Source organism: Halobacterium sp. KA-4 (genome assembly GCF_021028995.1).
GTDB lineage: Archaea > Halobacteriota > Halobacteria > Halobacteriales > Halobacteriaceae > Halobacterium.
Genome location: NZ_JAJJZG010000013.1, coordinates 43,470 through 69,907 on the forward strand (window position 1 = coordinate 43,470; position 26,438 = coordinate 69,907).

At 63.1% G+C, this 26,438-nt stretch carries 27 protein-coding genes, 1 tRNA gene, 1 other RNA gene and 1 pseudogene; 12 read left to right on the forward strand and 18 right to left on the reverse strand.

From position 1 onward, the window contains the following. Positions 1 to 65: 65 nt before the first annotated feature. The 6 genes from LPA44_RS12800 to LPA44_RS12825 form a co-directional block, all read right to left on the reverse strand. Positions 66 to 419 (reverse strand): P-II family nitrogen regulator, encoded by a 354-nt coding sequence (locus LPA44_RS12800; protein WP_269070154.1) that lies wholly within the window; start codon positions 417 to 419, stop codon positions 66 to 68. Further along, the gene (locus LPA44_RS12805) at positions 412 to 1,797 is read right to left on the reverse strand and encodes an ammonium transporter (protein WP_230889937.1); all 1,386 of its coding nucleotides are present in this window, start codon (positions 1,795 to 1,797) and stop codon (positions 412 to 414) included. The genes LPA44_RS12800 and LPA44_RS12805 overlap by 8 nt, the downstream gene beginning before the upstream one ends. A gap of 395 nt (positions 1,798 to 2,192) precedes the next feature. After that, on the reverse strand, positions 2,193 to 2,600 hold the full coding sequence (locus LPA44_RS12810) for a DoxX family protein (protein ID WP_230889938.1): 408 nt from the start codon (positions 2,598 to 2,600) through the stop codon (positions 2,193 to 2,195). Positions 2,601 to 2,800: 200 nt separating this feature from the next. After that, positions 2,801 to 3,454 (reverse strand): alpha/beta hydrolase, encoded by a 654-nt coding sequence (locus LPA44_RS12815; RefSeq protein ID WP_230889939.1) that lies wholly within the window; start codon positions 3,452 to 3,454, stop codon positions 2,801 to 2,803. Next, the gene (locus tag LPA44_RS18275) at positions 3,447 to 4,400 is read right to left on the reverse strand and encodes a VOC family protein (RefSeq protein ID WP_230889940.1); all 954 of its coding nucleotides are present in this window, start codon (positions 4,398 to 4,400) and stop codon (positions 3,447 to 3,449) included. Before LPA44_RS18275 ends, LPA44_RS12815 begins: the two co-directional genes overlap by 8 nt. A gap of 29 nt (positions 4,401 to 4,429) precedes the next feature. Then, positions 4,430 to 5,044, reverse strand: coding sequence for a VOC family protein (locus LPA44_RS12825; protein WP_230889941.1), 615 nt, complete (start codon positions 5,042 to 5,044; stop codon positions 4,430 to 4,432). A 120-nt stretch (positions 5,045 to 5,164) separates the two neighbouring features. Here LPA44_RS12825 and LPA44_RS12830 point away from each other — a divergent pair, with 120 nt between their 5' ends. Together LPA44_RS12830 and LPA44_RS12835 are read left to right on the forward strand one after the other, a co-directional pair. Then, positions 5,165 to 5,920 carry a DUF2797 domain-containing protein gene (locus LPA44_RS12830; RefSeq protein WP_230889990.1) on the forward strand — a complete coding sequence of 252 codons (756 nt, stop codon included), beginning with the start codon at positions 5,165 to 5,167 and terminating at the stop codon, positions 5,918 to 5,920. Between the two features lie 153 nt (positions 5,921 to 6,073). Beyond that, positions 6,074 to 6,478, forward strand: coding sequence for a hypothetical protein (locus tag LPA44_RS12835; protein WP_230889942.1), 405 nt, complete (start codon positions 6,074 to 6,076; stop codon positions 6,476 to 6,478). Here LPA44_RS12835 and LPA44_RS12840 read toward each other — a convergent pair. After that, entirely contained in the window at positions 6,475 to 7,587 is a 1,113-nt protein-coding gene (locus LPA44_RS12840; protein WP_230889943.1) for a glycosyltransferase, read from the reverse strand. The genes LPA44_RS12835 and LPA44_RS12840 overlap by 4 nt on opposite strands. 1 nt (position 7,588) lies before the next feature. After that, a complete protein-coding gene (locus LPA44_RS12845; protein ID WP_230889944.1) occupies positions 7,589 to 8,677 on the reverse strand; it encodes a glycosyltransferase family 4 protein in 1,089 nt (362 codons plus the stop codon). 73 nt (positions 8,678 to 8,750) lie between these two features. On the opposite strand from LPA44_RS12845, the gene LPA44_RS12850 reads away from it, so the two are divergent. The 3 genes from LPA44_RS12850 to LPA44_RS12860 all read left to right on the forward strand — a co-directional run bounded on the left by LPA44_RS12850 (position 8,751) and on the right by LPA44_RS12860 (position 10,201). Further along, on the forward strand, positions 8,751 to 9,026 hold the full coding sequence (locus tag LPA44_RS12850) for a ribonuclease P protein component 4 (RefSeq protein WP_230889945.1): 276 nt from the start codon (positions 8,751 to 8,753) through the stop codon (positions 9,024 to 9,026). Positions 9,027 to 9,089: 63 nt separating this feature from the next. After that, positions 9,090 to 9,332 (forward strand): YhbY family RNA-binding protein, encoded by a 243-nt coding sequence (locus LPA44_RS12855; RefSeq protein ID WP_230889946.1) that lies wholly within the window; start codon positions 9,090 to 9,092, stop codon positions 9,330 to 9,332. Continuing rightward, positions 9,332 to 10,201: a mechanosensitive ion channel family protein gene (locus LPA44_RS12860; RefSeq protein WP_230889947.1), complete on the forward strand. Its 870-nt coding sequence runs from the start codon at positions 9,332 to 9,334 to the stop codon at positions 10,199 to 10,201. The genes LPA44_RS12855 and LPA44_RS12860 overlap by 1 nt, the downstream gene beginning before the upstream one ends. 15 nt (positions 10,202 to 10,216) lie before the next feature. Here LPA44_RS12860 and arsN2 read toward each other — a convergent pair whose 3' ends face one another. Next, positions 10,217 to 10,660: an arsenic resistance N-acetyltransferase ArsN2 gene (gene arsN2 / locus LPA44_RS12865; RefSeq protein WP_230889948.1), complete on the reverse strand. Its 444-nt coding sequence runs from the start codon at positions 10,658 to 10,660 to the stop codon at positions 10,217 to 10,219. A 401-nt stretch (positions 10,661 to 11,061) separates the two neighbouring features. Then, the gene (locus LPA44_RS12870; RefSeq protein WP_230889949.1) at positions 11,062 to 11,430 is read right to left on the reverse strand and encodes an ArsR/SmtB family transcription factor; all 369 of its coding nucleotides are present in this window, start codon (positions 11,428 to 11,430) and stop codon (positions 11,062 to 11,064) included. A gap of 178 nt (positions 11,431 to 11,608) precedes the next feature. Here LPA44_RS12870 and LPA44_RS12875 point away from each other — a divergent pair, with 178 nt between their 5' ends. Together LPA44_RS12875 and LPA44_RS12880 are read left to right on the forward strand one after the other, a co-directional pair. Next, the gene (locus tag LPA44_RS12875) at positions 11,609 to 12,469 is read left to right on the forward strand and encodes a GAF domain-containing protein (protein WP_230889950.1); all 861 of its coding nucleotides are present in this window, start codon (positions 11,609 to 11,611) and stop codon (positions 12,467 to 12,469) included. 5 nt (positions 12,470 to 12,474) lie between these two features. After that, positions 12,475 to 13,125, forward strand: coding sequence for a DUF7504 family protein (locus LPA44_RS12880; RefSeq protein WP_230889951.1), 651 nt, complete (start codon positions 12,475 to 12,477; stop codon positions 13,123 to 13,125). A gap of 121 nt (positions 13,126 to 13,246) precedes the next feature. Here the strand turns inward: LPA44_RS12880 and ffs are convergent. Then, positions 13,247 to 13,559: signal recognition particle sRNA (ffs, locus tag LPA44_RS12885), an RNA gene on the reverse strand. Positions 13,560 to 13,663: 104 nt separating this feature from the next. Between ffs and LPA44_RS12890 the strand changes: the two genes are divergently transcribed. From LPA44_RS12890 to LPA44_RS12905, 4 genes and pseudogenes are all read left to right on the forward strand, one after another. Further along, complete coding sequence (locus LPA44_RS12890) at positions 13,664 to 14,686, forward strand: hypothetical protein (protein ID WP_230889952.1); 1,023 nt, start codon at positions 13,664 to 13,666, stop codon at positions 14,684 to 14,686. Between the two features lie 66 nt (positions 14,687 to 14,752). Beyond that, complete coding sequence (locus tag LPA44_RS12895) at positions 14,753 to 15,058, forward strand: DUF5798 family protein (protein WP_230889953.1); 306 nt, start codon at positions 14,753 to 14,755, stop codon at positions 15,056 to 15,058. Between the two features lie 27 nt (positions 15,059 to 15,085). Then, positions 15,086 to 16,066 carry a PLP-dependent cysteine synthase family protein gene (locus tag LPA44_RS12900; RefSeq protein ID WP_230889954.1) on the forward strand — a complete coding sequence of 327 codons (981 nt, stop codon included), beginning with the start codon at positions 15,086 to 15,088 and terminating at the stop codon, positions 16,064 to 16,066. A 94-nt stretch (positions 16,067 to 16,160) separates the two neighbouring features. Next, a pseudogene (locus tag LPA44_RS12905) lies at positions 16,161 to 16,813 on the forward strand (AIM24 family protein). 7 nt (positions 16,814 to 16,820) lie between these two features. Here the strand turns inward: LPA44_RS12905 and LPA44_RS12910 are convergent. The 3 genes from LPA44_RS12910 to LPA44_RS12920 form a co-directional block, all read right to left on the reverse strand. Continuing rightward, the gene (locus LPA44_RS12910) at positions 16,821 to 17,231 is read right to left on the reverse strand and encodes a CoA-binding protein (protein ID WP_230889955.1); all 411 of its coding nucleotides are present in this window, start codon (positions 17,229 to 17,231) and stop codon (positions 16,821 to 16,823) included. A gap of 31 nt (positions 17,232 to 17,262) precedes the next feature. Continuing rightward, positions 17,263 to 17,910 carry an RAD55 family ATPase gene (locus LPA44_RS12915; RefSeq protein ID WP_230889956.1) on the reverse strand — a complete coding sequence of 216 codons (648 nt, stop codon included), beginning with the start codon at positions 17,908 to 17,910 and terminating at the stop codon, positions 17,263 to 17,265. A gap of 120 nt (positions 17,911 to 18,030) precedes the next feature. Then, positions 18,031 to 18,870 (reverse strand): geranylgeranylglycerol-phosphate geranylgeranyltransferase, encoded by an 840-nt coding sequence (locus LPA44_RS12920; RefSeq protein WP_230889957.1) that lies wholly within the window; start codon positions 18,868 to 18,870, stop codon positions 18,031 to 18,033. Between the two features lie 107 nt (positions 18,871 to 18,977). Between LPA44_RS12920 and LPA44_RS12925 the strand changes: the two genes are divergently transcribed. Further along, positions 18,978 to 19,052 (forward strand) — tRNA-Arg (locus tag LPA44_RS12925). A 617-nt stretch (positions 19,053 to 19,669) separates the two neighbouring features. Here LPA44_RS12925 and LPA44_RS12930 read toward each other — a convergent pair. From LPA44_RS12930 to LPA44_RS12945, 4 genes are all read right to left on the reverse strand, one after another. Further along, entirely contained in the window at positions 19,670 to 21,181 is a 1,512-nt protein-coding gene (locus tag LPA44_RS12930) for a hypothetical protein (RefSeq protein ID WP_230889958.1), read from the reverse strand. Further along, the gene (locus tag LPA44_RS12935) at positions 21,178 to 22,458 is read right to left on the reverse strand and encodes a hypothetical protein (RefSeq protein WP_230889959.1); all 1,281 of its coding nucleotides are present in this window, start codon (positions 22,456 to 22,458) and stop codon (positions 21,178 to 21,180) included. Before LPA44_RS12935 ends, LPA44_RS12930 begins: the two co-directional genes overlap by 4 nt. Before the next feature lie 292 nt (positions 22,459 to 22,750). Beyond that, positions 22,751 to 23,467, reverse strand: coding sequence for a M48 family metallopeptidase (locus LPA44_RS12940; protein WP_269070162.1), 717 nt, complete (start codon positions 23,465 to 23,467; stop codon positions 22,751 to 22,753). Then, positions 23,464 to 26,436, reverse strand: coding sequence for a type I restriction endonuclease subunit R (locus LPA44_RS12945; protein WP_230889961.1), 2,973 nt, complete (start codon positions 26,434 to 26,436; stop codon positions 23,464 to 23,466). The genes LPA44_RS12940 and LPA44_RS12945 overlap by 4 nt, the downstream gene beginning before the upstream one ends. Positions 26,437 to 26,438: the final 2 nt, after the last annotated feature.

The following is a 26,438-nucleotide window of genomic DNA, read 5'->3' on the forward strand; positions in this document are numbered from 1 at the left end:
TATTTGCCTAACATGGCACCTGTTGGCGAGACGTGCACGAAAAATTAAGTCGAAGCCGCGCTGCGTCAGACCGCGTCGACACCCGACTCGCCGGTCCGAATCTGGTAAGCCTCCGAGACCGGGAGGATGAAGATCTTGCCGTCACCCGGCTCGCCCGTGTGGGCAGCGTCGCTGAGGGCTTCCGCGACCTCCTCAGCATCGATGTCCGCAACGACAATCTCGATTTTTACCTTCTGGTGAAGATCGACGGTATACTCCTCGCCGCGCCACTGCTCGGTCATCGCGGGCTGGCTGCCGCGCCCGCTGACGTCCGTGACCGTCAGACTGGGCGCGCCGACTTCCGCCAGCGCCTTCTTCGCTTCCGAGAGTTTGTCCGGCCGAATAACCGCCATGACGAGTTCAATATCGCTTTCAGTCATCTTCGTTCACCCCACTGCCGTCAGTTGCCATAGCTCCACTGTCCCCGCTGGTGACCGTGACGCCGCCGTCGCCGGCGGTGTCGACGAACTCGGGGTACGCCGTGTACCCGTGCTCGCTGCGGTCGAGACCGATGTCTTCGTCGTCCTCGTCGGGGCGAAGCCCGACAGAGACGTCCGCGAGCTTGAATACGATTGCCGTCGTGGCGACGGTCCAGACGACGATGACGCCGATGCTGACCGCCTGCATCAGGAACTGCGAGGCGGAGAAGCCGTCGACCGCGAACACCGGAATCAGCAGCGTCCCGATTGCGCCTGCGCTCCCGTGGACGGGGAAGACGGCCGCGACGTCGTCGATTTTGAGCTTGTCCGTGACCCACCGGTAGACGATGGGGGCCTGTGCGCCGCCGATGATGCCGAGGACGAGGCCGCCGACCCACGTGACGTGGGGGACAGCGCCGGTAACTGCGACGAGTCCGGCGAGCAGACCGCTGGCGGTGAACAGCGGGTCGGGTTTGCCGTCCGACCAGCCGGTCACGAGTGCGGCAGCGACTGCGCCACCGCCCATGCCGAGGGTGGTGTTCAGCGCGACGCGACCGAGCGCGTCACCGTTGAACGAGAGCGCGCCGTCCGTGACGCTGAGCACTGCGGCCTGCGTGCCGACGTTGAAGCCGTACCAGCCGAACGCAAGGATGAACGTCCCGAGCACGGCTAGCGTGATGGAGTGACCGGGGATTGGCTGGCTGTTGCCTTCGGAGTCGTAGCGACCGCGGCGTGGACCGACCATGTACGCGCCGACGAGACCGGCGACGCCGCCGAGCATGTGGACGACGGTCGCGCCAGCGAAGTCGAGGAAGCCCGCACCGATGGCCTCACCGATGTAGCCCGCACTTGACAGCAGGCCGTTGCCCCCCCATGCGAACCCGGCGATAACTGGGTAGATGAACGCCGTGAGGCCGATGGAGTAGAAGATGTACGCTTTGAATTTGATGCGTTCGGCGACCGCCCCGCTGACGATGGTCGCCGCGGTCATCGCGAACACGGCGCTGAACAGGTACGAACCGATCCACGCACTCGGGTCGTTAATGTACGCGAACGCCGCGGAAACGCTTACTTCCGCGCCAGGCGTGGTGAGGGCGCCCGCAAGCCCGAAGACGCCGAGCCCGAGCACGAAGAATACGAGGACGCCCATCCCCCAGTCCATGAGGTTCTTCATGAGGACGTTGGCGACGTTCTTCGCGCGCACCTGCCCCGCCTCCAGCAGCGCGAAGCCCGGCTGCATGAAGAAGATGAGGAAGCAGACCACGAGCGTCCAGACGGTGTTGACGCCGTTGACGATGGTGCCGGCGTCCGCCTGCGCGAGGAGTGCTCCCTCAAGCATCGTTGCGCCCCTCCACACCTGCCGCAGCCGGAGCTGCGTTCAGTGAACTGTGCAATTCTTGCAGAATACAACCACTAATCGCCGAGATTGGTACACGTTCGGGCATTAAATCCGTCACATCGCTGGACACCACGCTCCTACACTAAAGGTTAACGTATAATCGCCTAATCGAATGGCATCACAATAGTAGTGTAGGTAGTGTATAAGGACAATCCAACAGGATTCTCGAGAAATACAATCTATTTCTGTACATTCTCGAAATATAGGTCTGTTGCTCCCGCGTGCACGAGAACCACACGCGAAACGAACATAATTCCAGCCAGAGCGCTAGTGAGAACGAGGGTGGACGACGAAACTGAACTGCGGAACGCGCGCGGTAACTCGGGGGTACCGAGTTAGAAGAGGGAGATACCGACGCTGTACGCCCAGCCTGTCGTGGCGTACGCGGCGATGGCGAGCGCGCCGCCCGCGAGGGCGACGTTCTTCAGGAAGCCGGTCATCTCATCCTGCTGTTGGTCCTCGGGGACCGCCCAGAAGTCGTGCATCGTGAGCGCGGAGACCAAGAGGAACCCAGCGAGTGCGATGGCACCGACGACCGGCAGGACGCCCGCGGCGACCGAGAGGCCGCCGAGTACGAGCACCGCACCGGACGCGAGCACCGAGAGCTTCGGCGCGGGGAGACCCTTGTGCTGGGCGTAGCCGGTCAGGGCTTCGGTCTGCATGAAGTGGTTGAGGCCCATGAACGCGAGGACACCGCCGTACAGCACGCGCGCGACCAGCAGGAGGACATCGGCGGCCGCCATCAGGCCGACACCTCCGCGTCGGAGCCGGCGTAGTCGTCGAGCGATGCAGCCGAGTTGGCTGACGTCTTGATAGTAACTTTCACAACGTTACTTGGTTCGCCGCGGAACCTACTTGTACGTTTGGCGATACGCGGGCCACCGAGTGACACGTGTGTCGCCAACTAGTTCGACCCCTGCAATAAGGCGAACAGAACGGCGCCTCAGGCCACGTCGCCGACGATGCCATCGAGCCACGACCCGACGACCGTGAACTCGTCGTCGGTGACCTCGTGCCCGACGCCCTCGTAGACGCGCTGGGTGACATCGCCGTCCAACTCGCAGAACACGGCCGCAGTCTCGTGGACGCGCTCGACGGGCACGTTCGGGTCGTCGTCGCCAACGCCGAGGAAGACCGGCGCACCGTCAAGCGAACCACGGTAGTCGCTGGGGTCGACCTCGGCGCCGAGAAGACCGCCGCTCAACGCCGCGACGCCGCCGTACCTGCGGGGGTTGCGCGCGGCGTACTCGCTGGCGAGGAACGCGCCCTGCGAAAACCCGAACAGGACCACGTCCTCGATTGGAACGCCCCACTCGCGCACGTCGGCAAGCACGCGGTCGACGGCCGTGAGCGCCGAGGAGACGTGCGGCTCGTTTCGCTCGATTGGCGCGAACGACGAGTACGGATACCACCGGCTGCGCGCGGCGTCGGGCGCGACGAACGTCACGCCGTGGCGGTACAGCGGCTCCGCGAGGTTCACGACGCCTTGCGCCGTCGCGCCGCGCCCGTGCAGCAGGACGACCACGGCGTCCGCTACTGATGCGGGTGCGCCCGCGGTGACCACGGGTTGGTCGGCGTGCGGGTCGCCGTCAGTCATCCAGATACGGAACCGAGAGCGGCGGGAGCTGGCGCTCGATGAGGTCGCGATCCTCGACGAACTGGTCGGGCAACGCAAGCGATTTCCCGAGGTCGGCGACATCCTCGTCGAACGCGAGCCCGGGCTTCTCCGTGGCGAGTTCGAACAGGATGCCGCCGGGTTCGCGGACGTACAGCGAGTGGAAGAAGTACCTGTCGTGCACGCGCGAGACGTCGTAGTCGCGCTCCCGGAGGAACTCGTGCCACTCGTACAGTTCCTCGACGCTCTCGGCGCGCACGGCGACGTGCTGAATCGAGCCCGTTCCCTCGCGTCCGAACTCGCTCGTCGGGCGGTCGAGCAAGTCGACGACGGTCGCGTACTCGCCGTCGGCCTCGTAGCGAATCCGCGTCTCGTCGCGCGTGCGCTCCTCGCCCACGAGTTCGAAGCCCAGCGTCTCCAGCAGCGCGCCAGTCGTGTAGGGATTCGTCGGGAGCGCAGTGACACTGTGCACGCACCGAATCGCGTACTCCTCGGGGACGGGGCCGCCAGTCCACGGCTCGACGGAGGCCTCGCCCTCGACGAGTTCGACATTCGTACCGTCCGGGTCGGTGAAGCGAAGCACGCGGTCGCCGAACCGGCTGTCGGTCCCGATTACGTCCACACCGTGGTCGGCGAGACGCCCGCGCCAGTAGGGCAGCGAGCCCTCTGGGACGACGAACGCTACCGCCGAAATCTGGGGTTTGCCGACGCGACCCGGCACCTCGTTGGGGTACGGGAAGCACGTCAGCACGGTCCCGGGGTCGCCGGTCTCGTTCCCGTAGAAGAGGTGGTAGCGCAGCATGTCGTTCTGGTTGACCGTGCGCTTGACGAGCCGCAGGCCGAGCGTGCCGACATAGAAGTCGACGTTGCGCTGGGCGGACTCAACGAGGCCGGTGACGTGGTGGATGCCAGGCGTGTCAGTGAGCACGAATTAGGGAGAATTGGGACGTGAGACGTTCAGTAGCCGACGCCGGTGGAGGCGTCGGGCAGGTCCGCCGGTTCGGCGTCGAGGCCGAGCTCTTCGAGAGCCTGCTTCATGTGGCGGTCCTCGGCGAAGTCCGCGCCGTCCTCCTCGCGGAGGCGCTGGGCGGTCGCCAGCACTTCACCGCGGCGGTCGTCCGGAATGTCGTACTTGTCCGCCGAGAGTTCGATAATGAGACCGTTGTTGTCCTGCGTGTACAGCGAGAAGAAAATCCCGCGGTCGAAGACGTTGTAGCCGTGGCCGGCGTCCTCGAGGGCTTCCATGACGTCCTCGAAATCCTCCGCCGCAATGGAGAACGAGAGGTGGTGGACGCTCCCGGTCTGGGTGGGGATGCGGCCGCGGTTCGAGGCGCGGTCGTCACTGACGAAGACGGTGAGGATGCGGCCGTCGCCGGTATCGAAGAACAGGTGCGTCTGCGAGGGGTCGTCGAGGTTCGGCTGCCGGAGCACGAGCGGCATCCCGAGCAGGTCGCGGTAGAACGCGATGGTGTCGTCGGGGTTGCTCCCCCAGATGGTGATGTGGTCGGTGCCCGTGGTCTGGAACGGGCTGTCGGGCGCTTCCGCGGAGACGGGAATGGATTCGTCTGCCATACCCCTCCGTAGGCCGCCCGGTCGGATAAGCGCTCGCGGGTGTCGACGCCACCGGGTGACACGCACGTCATCGGCCCCGCGAACGTCACCGCTTTATTCGGGAGCGGCGTACCCGCGAGCGTGCAGATTGTGGGGTACGAGACGACGCCCGGCGAAGGGCCAGCCGCGCTGCGCGTCGCCAGCGAGGGGCGCGTCGAGCGCGTGCCGCTGCTGGCGGGCGAGACGCTGGCGTACACGCTCGGCGAACGCCACTGCGCGGGCACGACCGAAGACGGCGTCCACGAGGCCTGTGGGAATAAGGACGCGCCATACTGCGACGACCACACGTCGATGTGGCCGTGCGCACGCTGCGTCGGGAACTGCGCGATGCCCCTCGAATCGTGCCACGAGGAGCACGCAATCTATCTCGCGGCATTCGCGCCAGACACGTTCAAGGTGGGTGTCACACGGTCGTGGCGCCTCGACACACGGCTACGCGAGCAGGGCGCGGACCGCGCGGCCCACATCCGGACCGTCGAGGACGGCAAGCGCGCCCGGCAAATCGAATACGGCATCGCCGAGGAAATTCCCGACCGCGTGCGCGTCCCCACCAAAATCAGAGGACTCGCCGAACACGTGGACGACGACGCATGGGAGTCCCTCGTCGCGGCATACGACCCCATCGAGCGCTTCAACTTCGACTACGGGCTGGCCTTCGACGCGCGCCCGGTCGCGGAGACGATGGCCACAGGGACCGTGCTCGGCACGAAGGGCCGCGTACTCGCGCTAGAGCGCGGCGGGACGACGTACGCCGTGGACATGCGCAACCTCGTCGGCTACGACGTCACCGAGGGCGCGAGCGACCGCAATCGTCAGTCGAGTCTCAGCGCGTTCTAGTAGCCGCGAGCGAAACCGCCAGCGATCCACCCCTAGAGCGGTGGGCCTTCGCGCTGGACCGCGGTGACCCGTCTTGGGGTCAAGCCCCGAAGCATTCGACCTATCCGCCTGTAGAAAGCGGCTTTTTTCCGTGCGGGTGGTGAACTAGGTGGTATGGCAGACGACGAACCCGACGCCGAGAACGAGGGAGACGAGGAAGAGAAGTCCTTCCGAGAGCGCGTCGAGGAGATCCGCCAGGAGCGCGCACAGGAACGCGACGAGGGCGAGGAAGGCGAAGGCGGCCCCCGCGAACGCATGCAGGAAGCCATGGGCGGCGGCGGTGGCGGCCCACCCGGCATGGGTGGCGGCGGTGGCGGCGGCAACCCGTTCGCGCAGATGATGGGCGGCATGATGGGCGGCGGCGGTGGTGGCGGCCCGCCCGGCATGGGCGGCGGCCGCGGCGAGGAGTCCGAGGGCGGCACCAGCGAGAAGGTCGAGCGCGAGCTCGAACAGCTCCGCAAGGAACTCGAACGCACGAACAACAAGCTCGACCGCATCGCGAACGCGCTCGAAGACTAGCGCAGTTCGCCGTACAGCTCTTCTAGATCGTCGATTGCGCGTTCGACGCTAATCTCCTCGCGTCGCGAGAGACAGTTCTGTGCGAGGCGCTCGCGTTCGTCAAGCGTGCGCTCGATGGCCTCGCGAAAGCCGTCGATGTCGCCGCGCTCGTAGTGATAGCCGGTCTCGCCGTCGTCGATGGTCTCGGCGAGCGCACCGGCGTTCACGCCCGCGACGGGCGTCCCGCAGGCGTTGGCTTCTAGCGCGACCAAGCCCTCCGTCTCGACGGGACTAGGGAACGCGAAGGCGTCCAGCGCGGAGTAGAACGCCGGCAATTCCTCGCGGTCAAGGAAGCCCAGGAAGCGCACATCGGCATCGCGCTCGCGGGCTTCGGCTTCGAGATCGTCGCGTGCAGGGCCGTCCCCGCCGAAAACGACCGTCGCGTCCAGTCCTTCGGCGGCCGCGAGCAAGTCCGAGAGGTGCTTCTCGTAGCCGTGGCGGCCAGTATAGCCGACCAGCGGCCTGTCTTCGCGGAGATCGTGGCGCGCGAGGAAGTCATCGGTGTCGACCGGCTGGAACGTCTGAATGTCGACGCCATTCGGGAGCGGTTCGACCGGCGCGTCGACGCCAAGGTCCCAGACGTGGTCGCGGGTGCGCTCGCTCGGCGTCAGCACGAGGTCGGCGTGGTCGAGGAACCACCGCTCCCAGCCCTCGCTCGCGCGCCGGACCACGCCCGTCGCCGCGTCCGGGACGACGTAGTTGGCGTACTCGGCCGTGGGCGTGTGGTAGGACGCGACGAACGGGAGGTCGTGCTTGCGCGCGAACCGCAGGCCGGCGAGCCCGAGGCCGAACGGCGTGTGCGCGTGCACGACGTCGACATCGAGGTCCACGACGGCGCTCGGAGTGCGCGGGAGTGCCATCCGGTACCCCTCGTAGAACGGGAACCGCAGACTCGGCACGGCGTGCTCCGCCGGCCCGGCGTCGTAGTCCGCACGCGGGTAGACGACCGGCATCTCGCCACCACGGGACTGCCAGCGGTCGTGCCACGTCGAAACCGTGTAGGTCACACCGTTGACCGTCGGCAGGTACGAATCCGTGAACGCCGCGACAGTCGGCAGGTCCTCGCTCACACTACCCCTCCGCGTCGCCGGCAGCGACCTCTTCCGGTGGTACGCCGTCGACGAGGCCCTGGTAGGCGGCTTCAAGTTCGTCGCCGACGCGAGCGAGGCTGTGCGATTCGGCGGTCTCCCGGGCGTTCTCGCCGAGGCGCTCCCGGAGTTCGGGGTCGTCGGCGAGCCGTTCGAGCGCGTCTCGAAACTCCTCGAACGTCGAGCACATCAGGCAGTCCTCGCCGTCCGTGAAGAACTCCCGGAACACGTCGATGTCCCGGAGGACGACCGGCTTCCCGCAGGCCATCGCCTCCAAGACGGCGATGCCCTGGTTCTCGACTTTCGCAGGGAAGAGATAGACGTCGCCGGCGCCGAACGCCGCGCGCTTGTCCTCCATGTAACCCGTGAACGTCACATTCTCGGGCGGATTGTTCACCCACCTCTTCGTCGCCTTCCCGGCCTGTGGCCCCTCATCGTAGGGGCCGAACCAGGCGAAGTCGTACTCCGTGGCCTTCGCGAGTTCGCAGAACATCGTGAGGCCCTTGCGCTCGAACACCTCGCCGACGGCGTACACAACCATGCCGTCGAGGTCGAAGCGCTCCCGGGTCTCCTCTCGGAACTGATCGTAGCCTTCCAGGCTCTCCACATCCACGCCGTTCGAAATCTGCTTGATTGGCGCATTCACGGGATAGGATTCGAGAACGCCTTTCGTGTAGTCGCTAGGGCAGAGCACGAGGTCGGCCTGCGAGTAAAACCACCGCAGGTACGGCTCCAGCGCGGGGGCAACCGTCGAGGAGCCACGAAATGACTCCGCAAAGTCCTCCTTCGTGACGTGTGCGTGCAGAACCAGCGGAATGCCGTGCCGCTGGGCGTGCTGGGCGACCGCGACGCTGCCCGGCCCAACGAGGTTGCAGTGCGCGAGGTCGTAGTCCCGGAAGTAGCCCTCACCAGCGAACAGCGTGCCCAGCGACTGTACCGGATTGCCGGCACGCCACGGCGTCTCCACCACCTCGACGTCCGTCGTCGCGAGGGCCTCGCGCTGCTGGCGCGTCGCCGTCACGATGCCCCCACGGAGCCGGTCCTCGAACTCGAGGTAGTTCAGCGCCCGCATCGTCCGACGCAAGCCGACCGCAGCCGATAATCCTACCGGAACTGTCTTCGGTCACCCACGCCTGCCCGTAGATATGTCCATCGCGGCGGAGCGAATCGAGCGACTGCACGCTCTCGCGCAACAAGCCGCACGCGAGGGCGACGACGACCGCGCCCGCGAGTACGTCCGCCTCGCACGACGGCTCGCGGAACGCAACCGGCTCACGCTCCCCCGCGAGTTCCGACGGTTCACCTGCGACGCCTGCGACGCCTACCTGATACCCGGCCGGAACGCTCGCGTCCGCACACAAGACGGCCACGTCGTCGTCACCTGCGACTGCGGCTACCAGTCCCGGTACCCATACAAGTAGCAGAGCTAGCCGCGACCGATGCAACAAGTTTCAAAGCCTCGCGGCCTGAACTGTTGGTAGAACATGAGCGAGGATCTAGCGAAGCAAGCCCACGAGGCCGACGTCACGGTCTGGGTGGGGAAGGCGGGCGTGGATGCGGTCGCGGACGAGCTCTCGGACCAACTCGACGACCGGGACGTCGTGAAAGTGAAGTTCCTGCGTTCGGCGCGCGGCGAGGGCTCCACCGAGGAGCTCGCCGACCAGCTCGCTGACCTCGCCGGCGCGGACGTCGTGGAGACGCGCGGGAACACGGCGGTGTACCAGTAATGCCAGTGGAGCCGCTGCCGTTCATCGAGGATTTCGTGCCGCAGTACGCGGGCGCAGTCACCCAGTTCCTCTACTTCGTCGCGGCGTTCGTCGCCATCTACCTCCTCGGGAAGGTGGTCGTGCGACCGCTGTTCGACCGCGTACTCCGCCGCCGCGACCTCGACGCGCACGCCCGCAAACCACTCCAGCGGCTCGTGAATTTCGGCGTCGTCTTCGTCGCTATCTCCGTGGCGTTCGGGTTCGCGGGCTACGGGAACTTCCTGACGAGCCTCGCGACCATCGCAGCTGCAGCGACGCTCGCCATCGGGTTCGCGATGCAGGACGTCATAAAGAACTTCGTCGCGGGCGTATTCATTTACACCGACGAGCCGTTCCGCGTCGACGACTGGATCGAGTGGGACAACAACTCCGGCATCGTCGAGGACATCAGCCTCCGCGTCACCCGCGTGCGCACGTTCGACAACGAACTGCTCACGGTGCCGAACTCGAACCTCACGGACGATGTCATCAAGAACCCGGTGGCGAAGGACAAACTCCGCCAGCAGTTCCTGTTCGGCATCGGCTACGACGACGACATCGACGAGGCCACCGAAATCATCGTCGAGGAAGCCGAGAACCACGAGAACATCCTCAACGACCCCGGCGTGACGGTGCGGCTGACCGAACTCGGCGACTCCTACGTCGGCCTCAAGTCCCGGTTCTGGATTGCCAACCCCTCCCGCTCGGACTTCGTGAAGACCCGCAGCGAGTACGTCCAGTCGGTCAAGGAGCGCTTCGACGAGGCGGGCATCGACATCCCATACCCGATTCGCACACTCAACGGCGAGGTCGAGATTTCGGGGTCGCCAGCCACCGAACACCTCGAATAACGCAGCGCCCTTGGTTCACGCGATTTCTTTCTGCATGCAAGTCGCGGAAGCCGGACACCGCTCAGCAAACAGCGTCGACCCGCGGACCGCTGGTGGGGCATCCGCCCGTGAAGTGGTCTCGAAGCCACGTTCGCGGAAGAACGCTGACGCGGTCGTCGTGAGCAAGTAGACGGTTTCCGCGCTCCCGGCCGCCGCGACCCGCTCCAATTCGTCGTAGAGCGCCGTCCCGAACCCCGCAGAGCGGTGTGCCTCCGCGACGACGACGGACCGCAGAACTGCGTCAGCGTCGTACGGTTCGACACCACCTGCAGCGACGAGAACTCCGTCAGCGTAGCCCGCGACAAATGTGCCCGGGCTCTCGTCGAGGCCGCGGTGCGGGAGGTCGTTCGCGGCGAGCAGCGCAGCGATGCGCTCCATCGCTTCCGCGTCGGCCTCGCGGACGGTCAGCGAGTTCGGCATCTCAGGTCGCACAACACCGCTGACGCCAGGTGACGGTCACGCTGACGGATCCCGGAAGATCGACGGCGAGCCCGCGACAGTTCCTGACGCAGCGAGCCAGCCGGCGGACGCGTCGCGCGCTGACGGCAGCGACGCCCGAGGCGACGAGGACGGACCCGGCTGCGAGGGGCGCGCTCGCAGCCCAGAGCGCCAACGGAATCACGGCGGCCAGCGCGTACGCTACCAGGACTTCTTGCCAGGTGATTCGACGGTGCGGCGGTCGGTTCGGGGAGTCGCGTGGTGAGTGTGGCATCGTCGGGAGTGTTCAGGTGCGTCGTTCGGTGGCACTACGCGAGCGGTTTTTCAATCCGATGGGTCGCGGCGACGGCGGAGTCGGCGGGAACGCTCCTCGACGACGGCCGTTACGCATCGGCGTTCCTCGTCTCATCGAGCACGTCGAGGAGGCGACGGGCCCGTGGCGTCGCGGTGTAGTACCGCCACCGGCCGTCCTTCCGCCGGTTCACGAGCCCGGCGCTGAACAGACGGGAGAGCGCCTGACTGACCGCGCCCTGGCTCACGCCGAGCGCCGGTTCCAATTCGCAGACGCAGACCGCGCTGTCGGCGTCCGCGATGAGCCGGAGCGCCTCGTAGCGCGTGTCGTTGCCGAGCGCCGCAAGCGTGTCGACGTCGGCTGCGGCCGCGTCCACCGAGAGGTCGTGTCCGACCGAGCAACAGCCCGGTTCCGGGCGGTCCAGTTCGTCGGCCGAAGCGGAAGTGGGTTCCCCAGCCATCTTAGCGTATTCTAATATTAGATGCTACTAATATAATAGTTCGGGTGGGCGAGGTGAGAAGCGTGGCCGCCGCGTGAACGGCCTAGGAACTGACGTGAACGGGCGACACACCTCGATACACCCACGAGGCTACCGGCTAAGGACGAAATTTTACGGAGCCGGATAGTATACAGAGCGTATGATTCTCTGCGCGGACCCCGAAACGCCAGCACGCGAGCGCACGACGGGCGCGCTCTCGGACGCCGGCTTCGACGTCGTAGAGGCCGGGTCGCTCGCCGAGGCGTACGAGGCGCTCGACGAGCATCCCGTCGAATGCGTGGTCACCGAGTACACCCTCCCCGACGGCACCGGCCTCGAACTCGTGGACGCGGTGCGCGAACGCCACCCCGACGCAGCGTGCATGCTGTTCACGGCGACACCGCTGGACGACATCGACACCGACGCGTTCGGCTCCCTGGTCGCAGAGTACGTCCACAAAGACGACGACCACGATGAACTCGTCGGCATCGTCGAACACGCGCTGGCGTTTCGAAGCCAGACCGCGTACCCGCTGCCGGCGAACGAGAGCGCGCGCGTCAACGCGCTCGAACAGTACGCCGCTGACCCCACGGAACTCGGCGCGTCGCTGGACCGGCTGACCGAACTCGCGACTGCGTTATTCGGAGTCAACGCCGCCGCGATCGGCATCATCGACGCACACACCGAGGAGTTCCTCTCCTGTCATGGCGTCAGTTTCGACCCGATGGACCGCGAGGACACCGTCTGCACGTACGCGATACTGGACGACCGCGTGACCGTCGTCGAAGACGTAGCGGACGACCCACGCTTCGCGGACAACGAGGGGTTAGCGGCCGCAAACATCCGGTTCTACGCGAGCGCCCCGCTGATCACGCCGGACGGCGAGGCGATTGGCACGTTCTGCATCTACAACGACGAACCCCGGACGTTCGCCAGCCGAGACCGCGAGCTGTTGTCGCTGCTCGGCGACGAGGATGGAACAACTGTCGCTGCGTCGTCGCATCCGCGACGCGGGAGGTGACGGCGATGACTGACGACTACAACTTCGAAGGACTGCCGCTGGCATCGCTGCGCCCCGGAACGACCGTCCTAGTCGCCGGACCGTCACACGCCGGCACCCGCCACCTCGCGTTCCGGATGCTCTCCGGGCCGCCCACCGAGGGCGCGATTCTCGTCAGCACAAACCAGCGCGCGGGCCGCATCGCCGACGACTGGGCGCGCAGCGGCTTCGAACTCGACAAGGAGCGCGCCGCAATCCTGGACTGCGTCGGCGACGACGACCAGAACGTCCCCGCGCAGGTCCTGCCGGTCTCGGGGCCGTCGGACCTGACCGGCATCGGCATGCGCTACTCCGACGTCTACCGGACGTTCCGCCAGTCCGGCGTTGAACGCGTGCGCACGGGCCTGTTCTCGGTGTCGACGCTGCTGTCGTTCGGCGACCTCAAGACCGTCTCCCGGTTCGTACACACGCTCGTCGGCCGCATCGACGCAGTCGACGGCATCGGCGTGTTCTGCATCGACCCCGGGATGCACGACGAACAGACCGTGAGCACGATTACGCAGTTCTGCTCGGCGCGCATCGATGTTCGCGAGACCGAATCCGGCCAGGAACTCCGCGCCCGCGGCATCCCTGACCAGCCCCGCGAGTGGATGAACTTCGACGTAGAGACGGAGTAAAACTCACAGCGCGCTGACTGACGAACTGTCGGTACGGCTCACAGACCCATCGCTGAGTGCTATTTAACGTAGGTTTCTAGCCGGGAGCCGATGGCTGGTGGCTGAAAATGGCGCGTATGAATGGTGGACGGGCCGAGGTGGCCCGGTGTTCCTGCCCGGGTAGTCCCGGTCGCCTTCTCCACCCCGCGACCCTTCGAGCGACGAGCGTTCGGTGCTCCGCTGCTCACTTCCGTGCCTGACGGAGTGGCACCGACGAACCGCGACGACGCCACCCTTGCAGGTGTGCGCCGCGGACCGCCGTCCCCGAAGGACGAGGCTTCCACGTTGGCTTCCGGGGCCCGGACAGGTCGACCGGACTCCCCCGGATTTCGGCCCCCGCTGATGACTGTCTCGCGGGTAAAGGGCGGGGCCAAACCGCCCGGCCTAGTCCACTTCACCGTAGTCGACTGCCTCTTAAGGGCCTTTCGGGACAACCGCTGCGTCGTATGGTATCGCGAACCGCGTTAGCACTTTAACGCCGCTGCTAAAATTGCCAGCCATGTCGGCATTGCTCGACCACTACGAGGCCGTCCGCGAGGAGTTCGACTACGACCGCCCGGATGTCGACATCGGGTCGCTATCGGCGTCGCTCGTAGACCGCGCGTTCGTCGCAACGACCGACACCGACGCACTCTGTCAGACGGGCGACCGCGACACACTGTTCGTCGCGAGCGCTGGCCTCACCGGGACGCCGCACGTCGGCACCGTCGCACAGATGTATGCCGTCAAGCGCCTGCATGAGGCGGGCTTGGACACGCAGTTTCTGCTCGCCGACTACGAGAAGTACGCCAGCGACGGCCGCGACCTCGACGTAGTGCGCTCGCTCGCCGACAACTACCGGACGTTCCTCAACCGAATCGAGTACAGCGGCGAGGTTCGCACACAGTACGACGACTACGACGTGATGCAGACGGCGTTCCGGCTGGCGCCGCACTTCGAGTTCAAGGACGGCCCGACGTTCGACGTGGAACCGACCGAGTGGGTCGAGCAACTCCGGACGGCGTACGACGACGACCAACTGACTCACGACGACGCGACAGGCACCACGAAGTTCGGCGGTCGAGTCGCGTCGCTGCTCTGTCTCGCGGACTTCCTCCATCCCACAGTCGGGGACGACTACGACCAGACTGTGTTCGTGCTCGGCGTCGACGAGCATGCACTCGTGCTCGCAAACGAGTACTACACCGAGAAGACGCCGTTCGAGCCCGCCTTCGAGGGATTGTTCACGTACATGGTCCCGGGGCTGAACGGATACCCGAAGATGGCGAAGACGATTCCGGGGTCGGGCATCACGATGGACATGGACCCGGAACGAGTGCGGCGACTCGTCCACGAGGCCGACGACGGCACGACGCCCGCCGAATCCACCGTCTACCAGATGCTGTGTCTGGTCTCCGAACACGACGGCCAGCGCCTTGACGAGTTGGCGACCACCTGTCGAGCGGGCGGCGAGGAGTGGGACGCCGCGGTCGCGGCGTACGCCGACTTCCTCGCGGACCTCGCGGCGGCGTGGCCCGAGTAACAGAAGCGACCGCTGGCGCTGCAGCCGAGGGAAACGGTCATCCCGGGCGAACGTCTACTCGCGACCATGGGATTCGGTTCGACCGCGAAGAAGCTCCAGAAAGTGACGGAGATGGCGGACAAGCTCTACGAGCGCTTCGAGCGTCTCCGGGAGCAGGTCAACGATCTGACCGAGACCGTCGAGGACACGCACGGCCGCGTCGCGGACCTCGAAGCCGAACTCGCCGAGCAGCGCGCGCTCGTCGAAGCGCTGGCCGAGAAGGAAGGCGTCGACGTCGAGGCCGTCGTCAGCGACGCCGGTACTGAGTCCGAAGCCGCCGCGGAGGCTGGCGTCGGCGACGCCGGCAGCGAGCGTGTGGATGGCAACGACTAAAGAACCCAGGCAAGAATTACCGCGTAGATGACCACCCACCGGAGGCCGCTGGACTCGGTGCTGGAGACTATCGGGGAGACGCCGCTCGTGCGCGTCCACGCGTCGCCCGACGACGTCCCGGTGTACGCGAAACTCGAGTCGTTCAACCCCGGCGCGAGCGTCAAAGACCGCATCGGGAAGTACATGCTCGAAGCGATGCTCGATTCAGGGGAACTCCCCGAAGGCGGCACCATCGTCGAGCCGACCGCCGGCAACACCGGCATCGGATTCGCGGTCGCCGCCGGCCAGCTCGACGTCGACGCCGTCTTCGTCGTCCCCGAGCGCTTCAGCATCGAGAAACAACAGTTGATGCGCGCACTCGGCGCCGACGTCATCAACACGCCCACCGAGGATGGGATGGGCGGTGCCATCGAGCGAGCCCACGAACTCGCCGAGGAACTGGACGACGCCGTCGTCCCCCAGCAGTTCTCGAACCCGCTAAACCCGGAAGCCCACTACAAGACCACGGGACCCGAGATCGGCGAGGCGCTGGACAGCGAGGTCGGCGCGCTCGTCGCGGGCTGTGGCACCGCGGGCACGCTCATGGGAACAGGGCGCTTCCTCCGCGAGCAAGTGCCGGACCTCCACGTCACGGCCGTCGAACCGAAGGGGTCGCTGTACGCGACCACACAGGGAACCGACGTCGAGAAGGGCGAGTACAAGACCGAAGGCATCGGCACCCACGACCCGACAACGAACGAACTGTTCGACCCCGACTTCGTCGACGACGTCGTCCAGATTCCCGACGAAGACACCCACGCGGAGATGCAGCGGCTCGCCCGCGAGGAGGGGCACCTCGTAGCGTCAAGTTCCGCTGCGAACAGTCTCGCAGCGCTGGACGTCGCCGAGCGCGCGGCCGCCGGCGACCTCGATTTGCCGCATGACTGCGTCGTCACCATCTTCCCGGACTCCAGCGAGCGCTACCTCTCAAAGGGCGTCTACGGCAGCTACGAGGAGTGGGAGGGCTGACGCCACCCGGAATCGCCGGAGCGGCAGCGTTCGCACGACGCGTCACTCGACGAAGCGTATAACTCGGATTGTCGAGAACCGTGCCGACGTCCCCATGGACATCTCGAACCTCCCACAAGCCGCCGAAGCCGACGGCGACGGGTTTCGCAAGGAGAACAACCGCTCCTCGGTATCCCGGTCGACGGGAGCGTGATGATTCGCGCCGGCTCGATGGTCGGTTACACCGGCGAGTTGACGTTCACCGGGAAGTCGACCGCCGAAGGCGGCCTCACCGGCTTCGTCAAGGAAGCCGTGACCAGCGAAGGGACGCCGGTCATGGTCGCGGAAGGCTCCGGCTACCTCTACGTCGCCGACCGCAGCAAGAAAGTCCAGATTCTCGACCTCGACGCCGGGGAGTCGCTCTCCGTCAACGGCAACGACGTGCTCGCGTTTGAATCGAACGTCGACTACGAAATCAACACCATCGGCAGCCTCTCGGGGGCCGCCGCGAGCGGACTGACGAACGTCTACCTCACCGGCCCCGGCGAAGTCGCCATCACGACGCACGGCGACCCGCTGGTCGTGACACCGCCCGTGAAGACCGACCCAGACGCGACGGTCGCATGGAGCGACGACCTCTCCCCGTCGTTCTCCGTGAACAAGGCGTTCGAAATTGGGCAGACCTCCGGCGAGTCCGTCCAGATGGAGTTCACCGCCGACGAGGGATTCGTCGTCTTCCAGCCCCACGAGGAAGGCGGCCAGATGTAGCGTAGGTTCAGGCCTTCAAGCGGCCGTGCTCGACTTTAATGCACTTGTCCTGAACGACGCGCAGCCCCGCGTCTTCGGCGCGCTGTGCGGCGTCGTCGTCGCGGATGCCGAGTTGCGTCCAGACAACCTGCACGTCGTCGCGCGCGATAGCCTCGTCGACAATGCCCGCGACCTCCTCGCTGGGCCGGAACACGTCCACGATATCGACCTGTTCGTCGACGTCGGACAGCGAGTCGTACGCCTCCCGGTCGAAGATTTCGTCGGCGTACGGGTTCACCGGAATCACGTCGTAGCCGTGGTCGAGAAGGTACTGGGGAACGTCGTGGGCGGCCTTCCCCGGCGTCGAGGAGCAGCCGACGACGGCGACGTGGTCGTACCCCAGAATCTCCTCGATTTCGGCGTCGGATTCGATGGGCATACGTTCCTATTGAGCGGCCGCGGCGAAAAAGTTACAGGTCGCGCCAGTCGGTGCCGTCGCCGATGCCGACGAGGCGCGCCTCGAAGCCGCCGTCCTCGCGCTCCCGAATCGTGACGATGCCGTCAAACAGCTGCTTGAGCGTGCTCACCGTCTGCTCGTCGTGGGCGCTGGAGTCGACGACGAACACACCGAGGGCGTCCGCGCTCTGCACGCGCCCCGTGAACACGTGGAGGAATCGGAACACCGTCTGGAGGTCCGAGTACATCAATAGCGTCGACAGCGAGTGCAGGAGGATGCGGTTGCGGGTGACGCCGCGCTGCTGGTAGAGCGCGCGCAGTAGTTCGGAGAGCTCGATACCGATGCCGGTGAGGTCCACCGGCGAGGAGGCGTAGCGCACGAGTTCGGACTCTGTCGCCGTCCCCATCCCCTGCTGTTTGGTGACGCAGTCGACGACGCCCAGCAGCGGCTCGGTGTCGCCGACGTGCTCGGCGAAGTCCTCGATGACGCGTTCGGCGCTGTCTTTCGTCGACACGACGATGGCACCCTCGCCTTCCCGAGCGCCGGTCGCGAGGATGTCGAAGCCGAGGTCTCGCTTGCCGCTCATCGGCGGTCCCTCGACGAGGATGTTGGTCCCCGGGTCGACGTCTACGTCCGAGAAGGCCGCGCCAAGCTCGTACATTATGCTACCCCTCGCGTCCCGACTGCGACCGGGGGGTGGCGTGTCGTCGAGTCGTACTCCCCCGTTCTCATCTGCCCGAAAGATATGCTGATTCGCTTATATTCCTTTTGATTGGCCGGCTCACGGCGCGACCAGCCGACCGACGACGAACGCCACAGCGGCGACGAACGTCCCGGCCTTCAGGAGTTGCTGGCCCGCCTCCGGGTCGTCGAAACTCCGGTACGCCGCGGCCAACATCACCGCGTCCGCGGGTGCCACGACGACGAGATACCAGACCCCGAACGTCCCGAACAGGTACGGCACCGGGCTCGCGAGCACGGCGATTATCAGGAGGGCTGTCCCGAGTACCAGCGCGCGCCGCTCACCAACAACTATAGGGAGCGTCCGCAATCCCTCCTCGCGGTCCCCCTCGATGTCCTCGACGTCCTTGATGACCTCGCGCGTAAACGTCGACAGCGCCGCCAGCACCGCAAGCACGCCGCCCGCCAGCGGGTCACCTACGGCCGCCGCGCCGAACAGGAATGTGCTCCCAACGAGATATGCCACCAGCGCGTTCCCCGCGCCCGGCAGCCCCTTGAAATACTCCGTGTACGTCACCAGCGCGACGAGGTTCACTGCCGCGATGCCGAGCGCCAGCGGTGGCAACAACAGCGCGAGCACCATCGCGCCCGCGAACAGCGCGAGGCTGAACACGAGCGTGCCGCGCGCCGACACCGCGCCCCGCGGAATCGCGCGCTCCGGATTGTTGATGCGGTCGATCTCCCGGTCGAAGTAGTCGTTTATCGCCATCCCCGCCGCTGTCGCGAACCACGTCGCCCCCACCGCGGCCGCCGTCGCCGTCGGCTCCGCGAACGCCCCACCCGCGACGAACGCCCCGATGAACGTCAACGCGCCCGCCGCAACCGTGTTCACCGGTCGCGTGAGCTCCACCAGCCCTCGAACTGTCGCCGCCACGCTCATACCCACGCCTACGCGGACCACCCCGAATAAAGGAGGCGATACAACCGAAACCCGGTCCGCCCGGAATCACCGGGTTTAAAGCCGACCTCCGTCTACGTTTGCGTGCCGGGCGCTTAGCTCAGCTTGGACAGAGCACTTGGCTTCGGACCAAGACGCCGCGGGTTCAAATCCTGCAGCGCCCATTCGTTGCTCGAACGATCCAAATCCGACAGACAGCGGTACATCGTTTATAAACCGACGTTGGTTTCTGAGTTAGATTTCGTTCGCTTACCAGACGATTCTGAACTGGGGCGGCTCCGTCCTGCGATTCGCTATATCCAAACAGGTTCTACGGCGTCTTCAACAATTGGTGATTGTGGGAGCAAACATAGGCCGTCTCATGCAATGGAGCCGTCCAACCGTTCGCGAACATCTCGGGTAACTTCGCGAACAAGGACTCGTCGAGTACTACGACGAGGAAGGCGGCATCTACCAGCTCTCTGACCGCGGTCGCGCGTCGCTCGACGGCGACCTCCCGACCGATGACCTCGAAGACGACAGCTGAAGTCCACAACGATCATTCTCGCTGGACGTTCGACGATTCCTTGCTCACCTCGCGTCTGCTTGCGTTCGGTCACGTACGAACCGAGGGAGTTAGCTTGGAAAAGGCCACAGCGGGCGCGAACGGAAACAGCGGTTTCGGCTTAGATTATTGTTTTCTGGTTCGAGAGCGCGTCTACCTGCGAACGGAAGTGCGAACGGAAAGCGAACAGGTCCCTGCCTTGGGTCTCTTCGAACGAAATCTCTACCCGATCTGTGGTTAGTATCCTCCTGATAGGACAGAGGGCTTGCGGAAATACTCTGCAAGGTCCTTTTCTACCTCTGCAGGGGATTTTACGAAGTTCCGTATCCGCTCTTTCACGACATCCGTGGTTATGACGTGCAGTCGAGGGCGTCCTTTGTACTCCTCATTATATTCCTCTTGTACCTTCCCAACACCTTGCTCAGGCTGATGACCAACGCTTCTCGTAATTCCGCTCACGTTGGTCTCTCTGAATGCCTCGGTGACGAAGAAGGGATAGAACAACTTCTGGAAGTCACCGCCAATCAACTGCAGATCGTTCCGAATGTTGACTGTTAGGGCCACATCGAGTAGCATTGCAAGCGCGTCTACGTACCAAATTACGAGGTTCTCGTTCGCTTTGTAGAACTCGTCCATCTTATCGAAGAATTCGATGTCCTTCTTACCATCAATCTCGTTGACGACGAAAATGTGGGAAATGAACTCTGAGTCTAAGTTTCTTCTCGCCCGGCTCAGATACTCTGTATGCTTCCCCTCTGTTTCTTCGCTACCAAACTTCGCGTCATCCCCAGATTTCGTATCGACAATGCCACCGACAGTCGCGTACTTATCATCGGGGTCAGGCGCGATATCGGTTATTTTGAAGATTAAGTCTGGAAGCTCATCACCTCGATCGTCCTCCCCGCCAGCGTCCGGATACGTCGGTGTCAAAGTTGAGAAGGCAGCATAGCCGACCTCTTCGAGTCGCGTTCCAGAACTTTGTTCGAGTTCTTTATTCGCTCGAAGAAGCCGCATATGGTTGAGTTCAGTGAGCATATATCGGGGATTCGAGTGAATTCTGCCGACTACCTTGTGTGACTCTTCTCCCAGCTCTTCTCGGACAATATCTTCCTCCAAAGCCTGTATCTGCTCCATAGCTTCCACTGGGTTTTCGAGGTACTCTGAGTCCTCAGCGAGCATCGAGAGGGGAGCAGTATAGACAAGACTCCCAGTCGAGAACAGGGACTGCGTTTCGAGGTAGGAATCAATCTCGGTGTCGGGAACGAGAAGCAGCGTGGGCTGATTCTCCCGTAATGCGTGTGCATACACTTTCGTCGCTTCTCGTTCCGGCTTCCGCCCACCAATTATCGAGATTCGGAGTCCCTCCTTCGTTACTCCGTGGACTGAGCTCGGGAGGCTCTGCTGGTCAAAGCGTGCCAGTTCTCTACTGATTTCTGTAGAAACTTTTTCTAAAACAGATTCCCAGTCTAGATCAAAAAATCTCCGCTTTTCAAAGCTGATTGTTTCCTCGTGTACTCCGTCGGATGTTCCCGTACATCGAGTACGGAACACCTGTTCGCTTTTATCAGTCTCTTGATCCCGTAACTGTGCCCGGCAGTGCGGATTTGGACAGCGTTGGGGCGGTTTCAGCTCTGAATCCACGAACTTTGTCTCCAGAAGAGCCTCGGGGAGGTCGTCGTAGTGAATATCTCCGTCACGGAGCCTCGAAGCAACAGCCTCTGCCAATGCCTCCAACAAAGATTTGCTCATACCACGTCTTCCTCGTCGAAGAAGTACTTCAGAGCGAGCTGTGCATCGTCGGAGAGACGAGCACTATCTGTCGGGCGGTAATCCCCACTTCGAACTGCTACGTTTCGGTTGTCGATAGAGAGAACTAGTGCGGCGTTCTCGTCGTCTGCGGTAGCGAGAAGGTCTAGGAAGCTGTCTCGCATCTGGTCTACTCTGTCGAAAATTGCTTCGAGCCCCTCACGGCCAACTAAAGAGAATTCTTCAGCCGCTACCGACGGGTCATCAATTACTTGCGAGCCGTCGTACTCGATGGTGTCTAAGCACTTTATGACGGAGTTCTGCTTGTCTTGTGGGAGCGAATCTGCATCACGGACACGATCCTTGGCCTGGTCAGCATGATGTTGAATCAACTGGCGCGTCTGCTCGATTGGGTCATCCGCTTCCTGAATTGCTTCGGAAGCATCTTCTTCGAGTTCTCCGGCAGCCTCGACTTGCTTTGTCGTAAGTTCGTCGACGAAATCGTCCACGCCGAATGCGCGGCTGAAAAATGAGTTGAGAATCTTCTTCCAGCCCTGCTTCCCTTCCGACAGGACGACGGTGGCGTCTTCTCCTTTTGCGTCAATATAGACACGGCTCGACTTGACTGCCCGGTATTTTTGCATAGCCACCTCCGGTTCCGTGGGCATTTCGTCAGCCTCACTCTCTCGGAATTCGAAGACCCGAACCTTACTGGGCTGGATACCGCGCTCGGCAGTGACGTGCAGCACAATACTTTCGCTACCCGATTCTTCGATTTTCACTCGCACCGCTTTGGTTTGCCCGTCCGAGTTCCACTGTTTATGGAACTCATCAACAGCCTCCTCAACCCCGTCTAACGATAGGTCTCCGTTGTAGACATAGGTTTTTGTAGAGGAGACCTTCCGGATTCGGGAGCCGACCACAATGTGGTCAATCTCGCTGGATAGGTCCTCCTGAAGGACTCGAAGAGCGAGTTGGTACTTGGACGCTGGCGATTCTTCGTCGAAGTCTACTTCGTACTCCTCGGCCAGGAACCGGATTGTGGTATCGATTCCGACGTTCTCATCGTCAAATCGGCCATAGATTGCCAGCCATTCGCGAGTCTCCTCAGCATACTCAGAAGAGAGTGCGCGTTGGAGCCCCTCGATTTGATAATCTGATTTAGTTGAATCCCCGGATTCAAACAGACTCAGAGCATCGTAGAGCGTTTGCTTTCTTCGCTGCTGTAGCCTTGAATATACTTGCTCATCGTAATCCTCCGCCACACCAGATGCTGTCATACGTTATGTCTGACACGAGGCAGGCTTTAATACTTGTATTTTACTTGCACTTTATGTGGGACTCACCTCTGTAAGAACAGTTCGTTCATCGCAAAATATATCGAATTGATTATATATGGCTGGATTTAACCATCGAGTATGGTGAAAACGAGAGAGTGTGATTTATACCGGTGTAAGGAATGTCATGTGGTCATGGGTCGAAAATCTACTAAGGCATTCTCTCCAGACAAATGTGCGGTTTGCGGAAATAGTGGATTCGAGAAAGTCATAGTATCATAAGGAGCGCGAAATGCTATACCCGTAGTTTTCCGCCGTTAACACGGAGCCATTCCCTTCGCTTCTGGTAGTCCGGAACGAGCGTCCCCACTGTATTCCAGAAGGAATCGGAGTGCGTGTCGTGTCGGAAATGGGCCAGTTCGTGGGCGACAACGTAGTCCTGAATATTCCGTGGTGCGAGTATGAGCCGCCAGTGTAGTGAGACCTGTCCGTCCTGGTATTCACCCCAACGCCGATTGAGCTCGCGAACAGTGATGTCCACGTCGTTGAGCCCCAATTTCTCAATGTAGCCGCTTGCTCGCGTAGGCAGGTCTTCGCGAGCACGGTCGAGATACCAGTCGACAACCGCCTGTCGCTTTCGGGTAACACTCGTACGCTCGTCGGCCGAGATTCGCATAGTGAACCGCGAACCATCGAACTCCAACGATGGCTCGGCTACGTCGTCTTCGTGAACTTTCAGCCGATAGCGACGGCCGTTTAACAGTAACTTCTCGCCACTCAGGTATTCCTTGTCTAGCGGTGGGTCTTCTTGGTCTGCGACGCCGTACAGCGTCTCCAGAATCCATTGCTTCCTATCAGCCAGTACATCCTCGACTTCTTCGACAGTCGCGGAAACAGGTGCCCGAACCGTGAGTTCCATCGAGCCGTCCATCGAGAGCGCGACCGTCTCACGGTCGGGACTCCACTCTATTTCGTATGGGACAACGGTCTGACCGATGTGGTACTCGTTCATGGCTGGTAGTGAGCCCGAGCCAACTCTACAATCCGATTCGTGAGCTCGGTACGCTCGTCGTCAGTCATTTCGACATCGGACTGGAGCAGTTGGAGTTTTACCTTCTTCCGTAGCTTCGACTGCACGCCGACTTTCTGCTGCCACTCCACCACGTCGACGACGTTTTCGACCTCCGCCAGAATGGTACTGGTCAGTTCGACCAACTCCTGCTGGTCGGCCTCCCCGGACTCCCTAAGCAAGACATCCTCAAGGGCGTGGTAGAAGGAAAGCTCCGTCGCGTCTTCGAGCCCCTTCGCTCGCGCTTGCTTGTCGCGAGACCGCATCTCCTCCAAGAGCTCGTGGAGTTCCTCGACGACCTCTTGGTCGCTGAGGCGCTTTTCTTTGTATTTCTCGATTAGCTCCTCGACGCGTTCCTGGAGGGACTCGTACTGGACCGGGTCCTCGTCGTACCGGACCGAAATCTCGTGCTTGATGGCGTGTTGCATTTCGCTGGCCCGGGCTTCGTCGCTCTCCAGGCCTTCAATTTCGGGGTCGAACTCCTCAGCGTCCATTATCGACACGGGCTCCTCGTTGAGCACGTCGATACCCTGCGAGCGAATATGGTTTTGGATGACCTCCCGAACCTTCTCGCCAGTGCCTTCCAGGTCCATCGAGTCGTCGCGGAATCGTTGTTTCGCCCGGGCATAGATCTCGCTGAGCTGGTCGAGTTCGTCTGTGTAAGGATTCGCCATCGGGTCGGGGAGCACGACGTCCATAAGCTGGGAGAACCGCTTGTACGCGTTTTTGAACTCGATGCGCGTGTCCTCGTTCTCCAGCGTTTGCAGGCACGCCTCCATATCGTGGATGTCCTCGAAGAACGCCGTGGCCTTCCGGTGGGCGGCCTCCAATTCCGGCTTCTTGTCCTCCAGAGGGACCATGGCGTGCTTGACGTCGTCCTCGGAGAACATCGCGAGCGCCTCCCGCAAGTCGTTCGAGACGCCGTAGTAGTCGACGATGAGCCCGTGGTTCTTCCCCTCAAATGGACGGTTCACCCGAGCAATTGCCTGCAGGAGGTTGTGCTCTTTCAGCGGCTTGTCGAGATACATCACCTGCGCGACCGGCGCGTCGAACCCCGTGAGCAACATGTCGCAGACTACCAGGAGTTCGACCTCGCCATCGGGGTCGACGAACGCGTCCTTGTAATCCGAGATCTCGCTATCGGTCGGCGTCCACCGCTTGATGTGCTCGGGGTCGTTATGGCCCTTCGAGATGACGACGCGTGACTCCGGGCCGTTCAGTTCGTCCAGTTTCTCCTTGTACCGGACGGCGGCCTCCTTGCTGGTCGTGACGACCATCCCCTTGAACGGGTCCGCAATCTCGTTCTCGTAGTGCTCGATAATGTCCAGCGCGACTTCCTCGATGCGCGCCTCGGCTTCCGCTAGGTCCTGCTCGCGGGCGTAGCGCTTCTTGATCTCGGCTTTTTCTTCCTCTGTGTAGTCGGCGAACACGCGGTCGAAAATCCGGTCGAGGTTCGAGCCTTCGAGATGGATGTCGGCGAGGCGGCCCTGATAGAGGATTTCGACAGTGGTGTCGTCTTCGAGCGACTGGTCGATGGTGTACGTGTCGACGTAATTGCCGAAGGTGCGGCGGGTGTCGCGGTCGTCTTTCTCGATTGGCGTCCCCGTGAACCCGATGTAGAAGGCGTTGGGAAGGGCCGTCCGCATGTTGTTCGCGAGGTCTTTGTACTGGGTACGGTGAGCCTCGTCCACCATCACGAAAATGTCCTCGTCGCGTGAGAGCACGGGGAAGTCGCCGTCCTCGTCGTCGTCGAGCTGGAACTTCTGGATGAGCGTCGTAATTGTCTCTCCGGCGTGACTGGAGAGTTTCTCCCGCAGGTCTTCCTTGTCCTCGGCGCGCTTCGGGTTCGGGAATCCACACCGCTCGAAGGTCGCGTGGATTTGCTCGTCGAGGGCCGTCCGGTCGGTCACCAATAACAGCGTGGGATTAGGTTTCTCGCGGCGGAGTTTGAGCCCGAGGAACAGCATTGTGAGGGATTTCCCGGAGCCCTGGGTATGCCAGATGACACCGCCCTGTGCTTCCCGCTGGCTGCGCTTGCGAATCCGCTCTAGGGCTTTGTGGACAGCGCGGTACTGCTGGTAGCGCGCGACCATCTTGATCGTCCCACCCTGCTTGGTCTCGAAGACGGTGAAGTGCCGGAGCTGTTCGAGTAGCCGCTCGGGCTTGAACAGCGCGTACAGCATCCGGTGTTGGGGCGATACGTACCCGACATCGAAGAGCTCCGCGAGCTGCTCGTCGTCCGCAGGGTAGGGGTCACGCCAAGGCTTGTACTGGTTTTTAGGCGTCCCGTACGTCCCCATGACCGCGCCCTCGTACCAAGTGGCGACCGAGAACTGGTTGTACCGGAACAACTCTTCAGCGCCCTCGCTGCCGGTCCTCGTACGTTCGTTCTGGTAGCGCTGGAGTTGTTCGAGCGCCTCGCTCCTCGGCTCGCCGGCAGTTGGAGCCTTGCACTCAATGACGCCGAGGGGAATGCCGTTGACGAACGGGACGATATCCGGTTTAATTGTCTCGATGTCGCCCTCGACGGGGAACTGGTTGACGGCGAAGAAGTCGTTGTTCTCGGGGTTTTCGTAGTCGATGTACTTGACCGTCTGGTGTTTCGCGCCGTAGCCCTCGTCTTGCTTGACAGATGTGTGCCGGACGAGCTTCTCGTGGATCTGCTCGTTCTCGGCCATCGTACTCGTTCCGGTAACTCGCTGAAGTTCGCGCACGACCGCGTTCAGGTTATTTTCGGAGAGCCAGGGGTTCAGGCGGTCGATGGCGTGACGGAGTCGGTTTTCGAGTACAGCCGAGGACGTAGTATCGCGTGGGTCGTTCCAGGTGGTTTGCTGCTGGTCGATGATCTCCCACCCGAGTTTCTGGAGGGTGTCAAGGGTCGTGCGTTCGGTCTCGACGTACTCGTCCGGCATAT

Excerpts from the sequence above, each read along its gene's own strand:
- LPA44_RS12935 (WP_230889959.1), bottom strand. The coding sequence starts at position 22,458 with ATGACAGCATCTGGTGTGGCGGAGGATTACGATGAGCAAGTATATTCA.
- LPA44_RS12855 (WP_230889946.1), top strand. The coding sequence starts at position 9,090 with ATGAGCGAGGATCTAGCGAAGCAAGCCCACGAGGCCGACGTCACGGTC.
- LPA44_RS12945 (WP_230889961.1), bottom strand. The coding sequence starts at position 26,436 with ATGCCGGACGAGTACGTCGAGACCGAACGCACGACCCTTGACACCCTC.
- LPA44_RS12845 (WP_230889944.1), bottom strand. The coding sequence starts at position 8,677 with ATGCGGGCGCTGAACTACCTCGAGTTCGAGGACCGGCTCCGTGGGGGC.
- LPA44_RS12910 (WP_230889955.1), bottom strand. The coding sequence starts at position 17,231 with ATGCCCATCGAATCCGACGCCGAAATCGAGGAGATTCTGGGGTACGAC.
- LPA44_RS12825 (WP_230889941.1), bottom strand. The coding sequence starts at position 5,044 with ATGGCAGACGAATCCATTCCCGTCTCCGCGGAAGCGCCCGACAGCCCG.
- LPA44_RS12850 (WP_230889945.1), top strand. The coding sequence starts at position 8,751 with ATGTCCATCGCGGCGGAGCGAATCGAGCGACTGCACGCTCTCGCGCAA.
- LPA44_RS12900 (WP_230889954.1), top strand. The coding sequence starts at position 15,086 with ATGACCACCCACCGGAGGCCGCTGGACTCGGTGCTGGAGACTATCGGG.
- LPA44_RS12805 (WP_230889937.1), bottom strand. The coding sequence starts at position 1,797 with ATGCTTGAGGGAGCACTCCTCGCGCAGGCGGACGCCGGCACCATCGTC.
- LPA44_RS12810 (WP_230889938.1), bottom strand. The coding sequence starts at position 2,600 with ATGGCGGCCGCCGATGTCCTCCTGCTGGTCGCGCGCGTGCTGTACGGC.
- LPA44_RS12895 (WP_230889953.1), top strand. The coding sequence starts at position 14,753 with ATGGGATTCGGTTCGACCGCGAAGAAGCTCCAGAAAGTGACGGAGATG.
- LPA44_RS12915 (WP_230889956.1), bottom strand. The coding sequence starts at position 17,910 with ATGTACGAGCTTGGCGCGGCCTTCTCGGACGTAGACGTCGACCCGGGG.
- LPA44_RS12920 (WP_230889957.1), bottom strand. The coding sequence starts at position 18,870 with ATGAGCGTGGCGGCGACAGTTCGAGGGCTGGTGGAGCTCACGCGACCG.
- LPA44_RS12835 (WP_230889942.1), top strand. The coding sequence starts at position 6,074 with ATGGCAGACGACGAACCCGACGCCGAGAACGAGGGAGACGAGGAAGAG.
- LPA44_RS12870 (WP_230889949.1), bottom strand. The coding sequence starts at position 11,430 with ATGGCTGGGGAACCCACTTCCGCTTCGGCCGACGAACTGGACCGCCCG.
- arsN2 (WP_230889948.1), bottom strand. The coding sequence starts at position 10,660 with ATGCCGAACTCGCTGACCGTCCGCGAGGCCGACGCGGAAGCGATGGAG.
- LPA44_RS12930 (WP_230889958.1), bottom strand. The coding sequence starts at position 21,181 with ATGAGCAAATCTTTGTTGGAGGCATTGGCAGAGGCTGTTGCTTCGAGG.
- LPA44_RS12940 (WP_269070162.1), bottom strand. The coding sequence starts at position 23,467 with ATGAACGAGTACCACATCGGTCAGACCGTTGTCCCATACGAAATAGAG.
- LPA44_RS12880 (WP_230889951.1), top strand. The coding sequence starts at position 12,475 with ATGACTGACGACTACAACTTCGAAGGACTGCCGCTGGCATCGCTGCGC.
- LPA44_RS12890 (WP_230889952.1), top strand. The coding sequence starts at position 13,664 with ATGTCGGCATTGCTCGACCACTACGAGGCCGTCCGCGAGGAGTTCGAC.
- LPA44_RS12800 (WP_269070154.1), bottom strand. The coding sequence starts at position 419 with ATGACTGAAAGCGATATTGAACTCGTCATGGCGGTTATTCGGCCGGAC.
- LPA44_RS12875 (WP_230889950.1), top strand. The coding sequence starts at position 11,609 with ATGATTCTCTGCGCGGACCCCGAAACGCCAGCACGCGAGCGCACGACG.
- LPA44_RS12815 (WP_230889939.1), bottom strand. The coding sequence starts at position 3,454 with ATGACTGACGGCGACCCGCACGCCGACCAACCCGTGGTCACCGCGGGC.
- LPA44_RS12860 (WP_230889947.1), top strand. The coding sequence starts at position 9,332 with ATGCCAGTGGAGCCGCTGCCGTTCATCGAGGATTTCGTGCCGCAGTAC.